Origin of the sequence: Desertihabitans brevis, assembly GCF_003327535.1 — a bacterium.
GTDB classification, from domain to species: Bacteria; Actinomycetota; Actinomycetes; order Propionibacteriales; family Propionibacteriaceae; genus Desertihabitans; species Desertihabitans brevis.
Genome location: NZ_QOUI01000010.1, coordinates 164,234 through 172,092 on the forward strand (window position 1 = coordinate 164,234; position 7,859 = coordinate 172,092).

Here is a 7,859-nt window from a genome sequence, read left to right on the forward strand (position 1 = left end):
GGCACAGCCGGCCGGGGTCGCCGGGGGCGCGGTCCCGGGCACCGGCGCAGGACCGGCTGAGACGGGGCGGCGGGGCGCGTTGTCGCGCCGTACCACCGCGGTCTAGGTTCGGGACATGTCGCGTCCCAAGGTCCTGTCGATGGTGCTGGCCGGTGGTGAGGGCAAGCGGCTGATGCCCCTGACCGTGGACCGGGCCAAGCCGGCCGTGCCGTTCGGCGGGACGTACCGGCTGATCGACTTCGTGCTGTCGAACCTCGCCAACAGCGGCCTGCACCGGATCGCGGTGCTCACCCAGTACAAGTCGCACTCGCTGGACCGGCACATCTCCCAGACCTGGCGGATGGCGACCATGCTCGGCGACTTCGTCACCCCGGTGCCGGCCCAGCAGCGGCTGGGCCCGCGCTGGTACCTGGGCAGTGCGGACGCGCTCTACCAGTCGATGAACCTGGTGATCGACGCCGACCCCGACTACATCGTCGTCTTCGGTGCCGACAACATCTACCGGATGGACATCGGGCAGATGCTCACCGCCCACATCGAGTCCGGGCTGGCCTGCACGGTGGCGGGGCTGCGCGTGCCGCGCTCGGAGGCCAGCGCCTTCGGCATCATCGACGCCGACGCGTCGGCGCGCATCACCAGCTTCCTGGAGAAGCCGGCCGACCCGCCGGGGCTGCTGGACAGCCCCGAGGAGTCCTACGCCTCGATGGGCAACTACATCTTCACCCGCTCCGCGCTGCAGACCGCGCTCGGGGAGGACGCGGCCAACCCCTCCTCGCGTCATGACATGGGCGGCGACATCGTCCCCTACTTCGTCGAGCGCGAGCAGGCCCAGGTGTACGACTTCACCCACAACACCGTCCCCGGCACCAGCGAGTCCGACCGCGGCTACTGGCGCGACGTGGGGACGATCGACGCCTACCACCACGCCCACATGGACCTGGTCTCGGTGCGCCCGGCCTTCAGCCTCTACAACGAGGAGTGGCCGATCGTCACCAACGCCCCCCAGGCGCCGGGGGCGAAGTTCGTGCTGCGCGGGACGGCCGAGGACTCCATCGTCAGCCCCGGCTGCATCATCTCCGGCGGAGACGTCGACTCCTCGGTGCTCTCCCCGCGGGTCCGGGTGGACAAGTGGGCCAACGTCGAGCACTCCGTGCTGCTGGATCGCACCACCGTCGGCCGCAACGCCGTCGTTCGCAAGGCCATCCTCGACAAGGGCGTGGTGGTCGACGACGGCGCCGAGGTCGGCGTCGACCACGAGCACGACCGCGCCCGCGGGTTCACCGTCTCCGCCGGCGGGATCACCGTGGTCGGCAAGAACGTCCGGGTGCCGGCGACCTGAGCCGCCGGCCCGGACGCCGGCGCCTCAGCGGCGGTGCGCCCGGGTGTTGTAGCGGTCGGCCGCGCGCCGGCCCAGGGTGGTCAGCACCGTGACCAGGCCGGAGGACGAGCGGCGCCCGGCCTCGTGCCCGGGGACCGTCCCGGTCGGTCCGTCGGCGGCGTCGGGCAGCAGCCGGGAGACCAGCCCCATCGCCCTGGTGGTGAGCCCCGGGGCGATGCCGTGCACCCGCTGGGCGAGCGAGGCCGCCGGGGTGAGCACGATCCGGGCCCGACCGGCCAGCACCCCGTCGACGATCCGGGACGCCGCGCGCTCGGCGTCGGTCGACAGCAGCGGCAGCGAGGCCGCGGGGGCGAACCAGTCGTACTCCAGGGCCTGGTCGCCGGTGAAGAGGGCCTCCTCGTGGGAGCCGGTGCGCATCAGGCCGGGCACCACCGCGGTGGCGGTCACGCCGCTGCCGGCGAGCTCGGCGACCAGCCCCTCGGCGAACCCCAGCGCGCCGAACTTGGCCGTGGCGTAGGGCAGCAGGTGCGGGGGAGCGACCACGCCGCCGATCGAGGTCACCACACCGATCCGGCCGCGGCGCCGCTCCCGCATCCCCGGCAGCGCCGTCCACACCAGGTGCAGCGGGCCACGCAGCATGATGTCGATCGCTTCGTCGAAGTGCTCCAGCGTCATCTCCTCCGCCGGGCCGACCTGGATCACCCCGGCCACGCAGAACAGCGCGTCCAGCGGCCCGTGCGCCGCCTCCACCGAGGAGATCAGCCGCTCGACGTCGGCGCGGTCGGCGACGTCGCAGGTCTCCCCGTGCACCTCGCCGTGCTCGGAGAGTCGTTCGACGGCGCTCTGCACGCCGTCGGGGTCGCGGGCGCAGAGCACGACACGGTGCCCGCGCTCCAGCAGCTCGCGGGCGATGAGGAAGCCGAGGCCGCGGGAGGCACCAGCGACGAGGGTCAGCGGAGCGGTCATACCAGCAGCCTTACCCAGCCGCGCGGGCCTCTCCCCGGGTCAGTGCTTGACCGCGACCAGCACGCCGTCGCCCACCGGCAGCAACGAGTAGGTGAGGTCCTCGGCCTCCGCGACCGCCTCCAGCGCCTCGCGGATGACGATGGTCTCGTCGTCCTCGTTGCTGGCGTCGGCGGTGCGCCCGCCCAGCAGCACGCTCTCCACCACCACCAGCCCGCCGCTGCGCAGCAGCCGCTGGGCCTGGGCGATGTACTCGACGTACTCCAGCTTGTCGCCGTTGATGAGCACCAGGTCGTAGCCGCCGTCGCTGAGCCGGGGGAGCACGTCCAGCGCGCGTCCGGAGATCAGCCGGAACCGGTTGCTGGGGATGCCGGCGGTCAGCAGGGTGCGGCGCGCGTCGGCCTGCGGCTCGGCCTCGGTGTCGACGCTGGTGAGGATCCCGTTGGGCACCATCCCGGCGAACAGCGCCAGGGCCGACACGCCGGCACCGGAACCGATCTCGACGACCGCCCGGGCCGAGACGGTGCGGGCCAGCAGCGTGAGCAGGGCTGCCCCGCCCCGGCTGACCGTCAGCTCCCCGGCCTGCTCCGCGGACGCCCGCGCCTCGGCGGCGTGCGGCGGCTCGGGGACGAACGTCTCGGTCCAGGCCCACAGCTCGGGGGTGGGGGCGGTGGGACCCTGCGGCGACTGGTTCACCCGCGACAGCCTAGACCTGCGCGACCGCCCGCAGCCGGGACGCTCGCCGGGTTTCGCCGGTGCGGCGCCGTCCGTCGTGACGGCCTACGATGCCGGGCATGAACCACACCGTGTCCGCCGAGCTCGTCGCCTCCGTCCTGCGCGTGCACGTGACGGTCGGGCAGAGCGTCACCGCCGAGGACGAGGTGGTGCTGCTGGAGTCGATGAAGATGGAGATCCCCGTCCTGGCGGAGCGCGCCGGCACCGTCCTGGAGGTGGTCGCCCGGCCCGGCGACGTGGTGCGCGACGGTGACCCGCTGGTCGTGATCGGCGAGGTCCGCTGATGGAGCCGCCGTTCGGACGGGTGCTCTCGGCGATGGTCACCCCCTTCGCCGAGGACGGCTCCCTCGACCTGGACGTCGCCGCCGCGCTGGCCCGTCACCTGGTCGACGAGGGCGGGCACGACGGGCTGGTGGTCAACGGCACCGGCGGGGAGGGCCCGACCACCACCGACGCCGAGAAGCGTGAGCTGGTCCGGGCGGTCGTCGAGGCCGTCGGCGACCGGGCCAGCGTGGTGGCCGGGGTCGGCACCTTCGACACCCGGCACACCCTCGAGCTGGCCGGGCAGGCCGCCGACGCCGGCGCCCACGGCCTGCTGGTGGTGACGCCGTACTACTCCAAGCCGCCGCAGCGGGCGCTGCTGGAGCACTTCACCCGGGTGGCCGACAGCACCCCGCTGCCGGTGATGCTCTACGACATCCCGCACCGGGCCGGCACCGAGATCAGCACCGCCACCCTGCTCGAGCTGGGCCGGCACGAGCGCATCGTCGCGGTCAAGGACGCCAAGGTCGACCTGGTCGCCACCACCCGGGTGGTCGCCGAGACCGGGCTGGCCTACTACTGCGGCGACGACGCCGCCACGCTGCCGATGCTGGCGGTCGGCGGGGTCGGCGTGGTCGGCACCTCCACCCACTTCTGCGGACCGCAGACCGCCGAGCTGGTCCGGGCCCACCTGGCCGGCGACGTCGGCGGCGCGCTCGCCCTGCACCGCCGGCTGCTGCCCGTCTACACCGGCGTCTTCGCCACCCAGGGCGTCTCCATGGTCAAGGGCACCCTGCGCCGGCTCGGCCGTCCGGTCGGACGCGTCCGCCCGCCGATGGTCGAGGCCACCGAGGAGGAGCTGGACACGTTCTGGCGCCAGCTCGACGGGGCCGGGCTGCTCTGAGCACGGACCGCTGATGCACGAGGACGCCGGGGGCTGCTGCGGCCCCACCCGCCAGAGCCTGGGGACGCCGACCGTCCGGCCCGCCGACGCCGTCGCGCCCGCACCGACCGACGCCACCGCCCGCACGGTCGACCCCAGCCCGCGCTCGCCGCTGGTGGAGATCCCGGCCGGGGAGTTCTGGATGGGATCGGAAGCCGCGGAGGTGTTCCCCGCCGACGGCGAGGGCCCGGTCCGGCGCGTCTCCACCGGCGCCTTCGCCATCGCCGCGCACGCCGTCACCAACGCCGACTTCGCCGAGTTCGTCGAGGCCACCGGCCACCGCACCGAGGCCGAGCGGTTCGGCTGGTCCTTCGTCTTCCACCTGCTGGTGCACCCGGCCGCCGCCGACCACGTGATGGAGGCCCGCGTCCCCGGCGCGCCGTGGTGGCGCGGGGTGCGCGGGGCCACCTGGCGGGCGCCGCGCGGCCCGGGCTCCGACGTCGCCGACGTCCTCGACCACCCGGTGGTGCACCTGTCCTACGACGACGCTCGCGCCTACGCCCGCTGGCGTGGTGGCCGGCTGCCCACCGAGGCCGAGTGGGAGCGCGCGGCGCGGGGCGGGCTGGAGGGCGCCACCTACCCGTGGGGGGACGAGCTGACCCCGGGCGGGGAGCACCGCACCAACATCTGGCAGGGCACCTTCCCGACGGTCAACACCGAGGACGACGGCTACCTCGGCACCGCCCCGGTGGACGCCTACCAGCCCAACGGCTACGGGCTGTACAACACCTCGGGCAACGTCTGGGAGTGGACGTCGGACCGCTTCTCGGCCACGTACCACCGCCACGACAAGCCGGCCACCCGCGTCGACCCGCAGGGACCGCGGTACGGGGTGACCCGGGTGGTCCGCGGCGGCTCCTACCTCTGCCACCGCTCCTACTGCAACCGCTACCGGGTCGCGGCCCGGACCTCGGTCACCGACGACTCCTCCCTCGGCCACACCGGGATGCGGCTGGTCGTCGACCGCTGAGCGGGCCCGGCCGCGGCCCGGCGTCCCGCCGTCGAACGGGCCCGGGGAGGGGCGTCACCACCTACACTGGTGCGCGGGCCGCGGCGCGACGGACAGCCGTCTCACAGGTCCGGCACAGGTGGGTGGGCCACGGTGGTGGTCCGCTCGCGCGGCGCGAGCTGGCAGGAAGGGGTGCACGACATGGTGGCATGGTCTCCGATCCGGTCCCGCGGCACGAGCCGCCGGCGCCCCTCCGAGGCCGCCGAGCCGCCCGCCACCCCGCCAGCTCCCGAGACCGGGTGGACGCCGCCGAGCTGGGAGCAGGTCGTCGCCGAGCACTCCACCCGCGTCTACCGGCTGGCCTACCGCCTCACCGGCGACCCGCACGACGCCGAGGACCTCACCCAGGACGTCTTCGTCCGGGTGTTCCGCTCCCTGCACACCTTCCAGCCCGGCACCTTCGAGGGCTGGCTGCACCGCATCACGACCAACCTGTTCCTCGACCAGGCGCGCCGCAAGCAGCGGATCCGCTTCGACGGTTTCGCGGACGGCACCGCCGAGCGGCTGGTCTCGCGCGAGGCCGCGCCGGCCGAGCAGGTCGACGACCTCAACCTCGACCACGACGTCGCCGCCGCGCTGGACGCGCTGTCCCCGGAGTTCCGGGCCGCGGTCGTGCTGTGCGACATCGAGGGGCTGAGCTACGAGGAGGTCGCGCAGGTGCTGGACACCAAGCTGGGCACCGTGCGCAGCCGCATCCACCGGGGCCGGGCGCAGCTGCGCGCCGCACTGGCCCACCGCAGCCCGCTGGCCGGGCGCGAGCGCTACCGCGGCGTGCCGGAGTCGGTCGACCGGGTCCGGGGTGCCGTCACCTGATGGCCCTGCCCGCTCGCCGCCCCTGCGGCACCCGTCCCGACCAGCTGTCGGCGCTCGTCGACGGCGCGCTCGGCGACGCCACGCGCGAGCGGCTGCTCACCCACCTCACCGGCTGCGACGCCTGCCGCGCCGAGGCCGAGTCCCTGCGGCGGGTCCGCGACCTGCTGGGCTCCAGCCGGCTGGCCGGCGGCCGCGCCCCCGACGAGCTCTCCCGCCGGCTGGTGGGGATCGCCGGCGAGCAGGCCTCGGTCCCGTTGTGGACCCGCCCCTTCGACCAGCCGCGCCAGCCGGCCGCGCTGCCGATGACCCACCGGGTGGTGCGCCGCCGCCTCGGCGCCGTCGGGGTGCTGGCCTCGGTGCTGATCATCGCCTTCACCACCGTCGGCTGGACCGCCGCCTCCGACGAGGTGCGCCGGGTCGACCTGGCCGGCGAGGGCACCGACGCCTCGTTCGGGGTGGCGCTGAGCGAGCTGCCGCTGGTCCCGGAGGGGCTGGCCGCGGTGCTGCTCACCACCCCGGGCGGACGCAGCGAGCTCGGCGGCGGCGCCGCGCCCACGGTCGGCGAGGTCGTCCGGCGCCGCGAGCTCAGCCACGAGGAGGCCCTGGTGGTGCTGCGCAACAGCGCCGTCGCCGGCTCCGTGCTCGGCCGCACCGGCACCCAGCAGGTCTGGTTCCGCGACGCCGGTCGCAGCGTGCGCGCCAGCGTCGACGTGGTCGTGCAGCCCGGGCAGAGCGCCCAGGTGCGGGTGCTCGACGCCGCCGGCCGCCAGGTCGGCGAGGGCTCGATGCCGCTGCCGGAGGCGACGATCCCACCGGAGCTGCTCGGCCGGGAGCACCAGCTCACCGGCCACCTCGGCGCGGCCGAGGTCGCCGGCCGGTCGGCCACCGTGGTGGACGCCCGCGACCGGGGCCGGCTGGTGGCCCGGTGGTGGGTCGACGAGGACTCCGGGCTGGTGCTGCAGGCGCAGCGCTACGACGAGACCGGCGAGGTCCGGGAGTCGGTGGGCTACACGCGGCTGCAGATCGGCGCCAGCACCTTCGACGCCCGGCTGGCGCCCGGGCTGGCCGCCTTCAGCAGCGCCGGCGCGCTGCCGGTGGCCGACGCCGACCGGCTGACCGCCCAGGGCTGGTCCTGCCACGAGACGCTGGGCGGGTTGTCCCTGGTGCACCTGCGCGCCACCCCCGACGGGGTGCTGCACGCCACCTACAGCGACGGGGTGCACGTCCTCGACGTGGCCGAGCAGGCCGGGGAGCTGGGCGCACCGGCGTCCGGCTACGGCTGGGACGAGGCGGCGGGGGTCTGGCGCAGCGAGCAGACCGTGCCGACCACCCTCGCCTGGCAGAGCGGGGAGCGGGTGCTCACGGTCAGCACCGACGCCCCGGACGACGTGGTCGCCCGCGCGGTCGGCGAGCTGCCGCACGAGGCGCCGCGGGAGCGCAGCGCCCTGTCGCGGGTGCTCGAGGGCTGGCAGCGGGTCATCGCCACGGTGCTGCAGCGGTGAGCGACGGTCCTGCCGCGACGCCGGACCCCGCCCGCCGCGCCGCCGACGACCCCTGGTCGATCCTGCCCGTCTCCGACGACGCCCCCACCGAGGAGCTGCCGCGGGTCGACGGCCCGCCCGGCCTCCCGCCCGCCGCGCCCGCCCCGTCCTCGGCCGGGTCCGCCTCGCGCCCGCCCACCCCGGAACCTCCCGTCTCCTCCTCGACCGCGCCGGCCCCGCCACCCTGGGCGCCGCGGGCGGGAGGCCGGGCGGGCCGTCGACCCGCGGCAGCTCCTCGGTGGGGGCGTCGTCGGA

Annotated in this window: 8 protein-coding genes and 1 pseudogene; 7 read left to right on the forward strand and 2 right to left on the reverse strand. The window is 75.3% G+C overall.

Features of this window, described 5'->3' with window-relative positions:
* Positions 1–115 precede the first annotated feature (115 nt).
* A complete protein-coding gene (gene glgC / locus DT076_RS15665) occupies positions 116–1,339 on the forward strand; it encodes a glucose-1-phosphate adenylyltransferase (RefSeq protein WP_114127627.1) in 1,224 nt (407 codons plus the stop codon).
* Positions 1,340–1,363: 24 nt separating this feature from the next.
* Here glgC and DT076_RS15670 read toward each other — a convergent pair whose 3' ends face one another.
* Both DT076_RS15670 and DT076_RS15675 read right to left on the reverse strand, forming a co-directional pair.
* A complete protein-coding gene (locus DT076_RS15670) occupies positions 1,364–2,305 on the reverse strand; it encodes an SDR family NAD(P)-dependent oxidoreductase (protein ID WP_114127628.1) in 942 nt (313 codons plus the stop codon).
* Between the two features lie 39 nt (positions 2,306–2,344).
* A complete protein-coding gene (locus DT076_RS15675) occupies positions 2,345–2,998 on the reverse strand; it encodes an O-methyltransferase (RefSeq protein WP_114127629.1) in 654 nt (217 codons plus the stop codon).
* Positions 2,999–3,096: 98 nt separating this feature from the next.
* Between DT076_RS15675 and DT076_RS15680 the strand changes: the two genes are divergently transcribed.
* The 6 genes and pseudogenes from DT076_RS15680 to DT076_RS20095 form a co-directional block, all read left to right on the forward strand.
* The gene (locus DT076_RS15680; protein ID WP_114127630.1) at positions 3,097–3,321 is read left to right on the forward strand and encodes a biotin/lipoyl-binding carrier protein; all 225 of its coding nucleotides are present in this window, start codon (positions 3,097–3,099) and stop codon (positions 3,319–3,321) included.
* Positions 3,318–4,202, forward strand: a complete 885-nt coding sequence (dapA, locus tag DT076_RS15685) for a 4-hydroxy-tetrahydrodipicolinate synthase (RefSeq protein WP_199539230.1) — start codon at positions 3,318–3,320, stop codon at positions 4,200–4,202. Before DT076_RS15680 ends, dapA begins: the two co-directional genes overlap by 4 nt.
* 13 nt (positions 4,203–4,215) lie before the next feature.
* Positions 4,216–5,211 carry a formylglycine-generating enzyme family protein gene (locus tag DT076_RS15690; RefSeq protein ID WP_114127632.1) on the forward strand — a complete coding sequence of 332 codons (996 nt, stop codon included), beginning with the start codon at positions 4,216–4,218 and terminating at the stop codon, positions 5,209–5,211.
* A 180-nt stretch (positions 5,212–5,391) separates the two neighbouring features.
* On the forward strand, positions 5,392–6,063 hold the full coding sequence (gene sigE, locus DT076_RS15695) for an RNA polymerase sigma factor SigE (RefSeq protein ID WP_114127663.1): 672 nt from the start codon (positions 5,392–5,394) through the stop codon (positions 6,061–6,063).
* Complete coding sequence (locus tag DT076_RS15700) at positions 6,063–7,565, forward strand: sigma-E factor regulatory protein RseB domain-containing protein (protein WP_114127633.1); 1,503 nt, start codon at positions 6,063–6,065, stop codon at positions 7,563–7,565. The genes sigE and DT076_RS15700 overlap by 1 nt, the downstream gene beginning before the upstream one ends.
* Positions 7,562–7,859, forward strand: a pseudogene (locus DT076_RS20095) (hypothetical protein); the annotation flags it as partial. The gene DT076_RS15700 and the pseudogene DT076_RS20095, both read left to right, overlap by 4 nt.

Bases quoted from the DNA above. Each gene is read 5' to 3' on its own strand.
- glgC (WP_114127627.1), top strand. From the start codon at position 116: ATGTCGCGTCCCAAGGTCCTGTCGATGGTGCTGGCCGGTGGTGAGGGC.
- DT076_RS15670 (WP_114127628.1), bottom strand. From the start codon at position 2,305: ATGACCGCTCCGCTGACCCTCGTCGCTGGTGCCTCCCGCGGCCTCGGC.
- DT076_RS15680 (WP_114127630.1), top strand. From the start codon at position 3,097: ATGAACCACACCGTGTCCGCCGAGCTCGTCGCCTCCGTCCTGCGCGTG.
- DT076_RS15690 (WP_114127632.1), top strand. From the start codon at position 4,216: ATGCACGAGGACGCCGGGGGCTGCTGCGGCCCCACCCGCCAGAGCCTG.
- sigE (WP_114127663.1), top strand. From the start codon at position 5,392: ATGGTGGCATGGTCTCCGATCCGGTCCCGCGGCACGAGCCGCCGGCGC.
- DT076_RS15700 (WP_114127633.1), top strand. From the start codon at position 6,063: ATGGCCCTGCCCGCTCGCCGCCCCTGCGGCACCCGTCCCGACCAGCTG.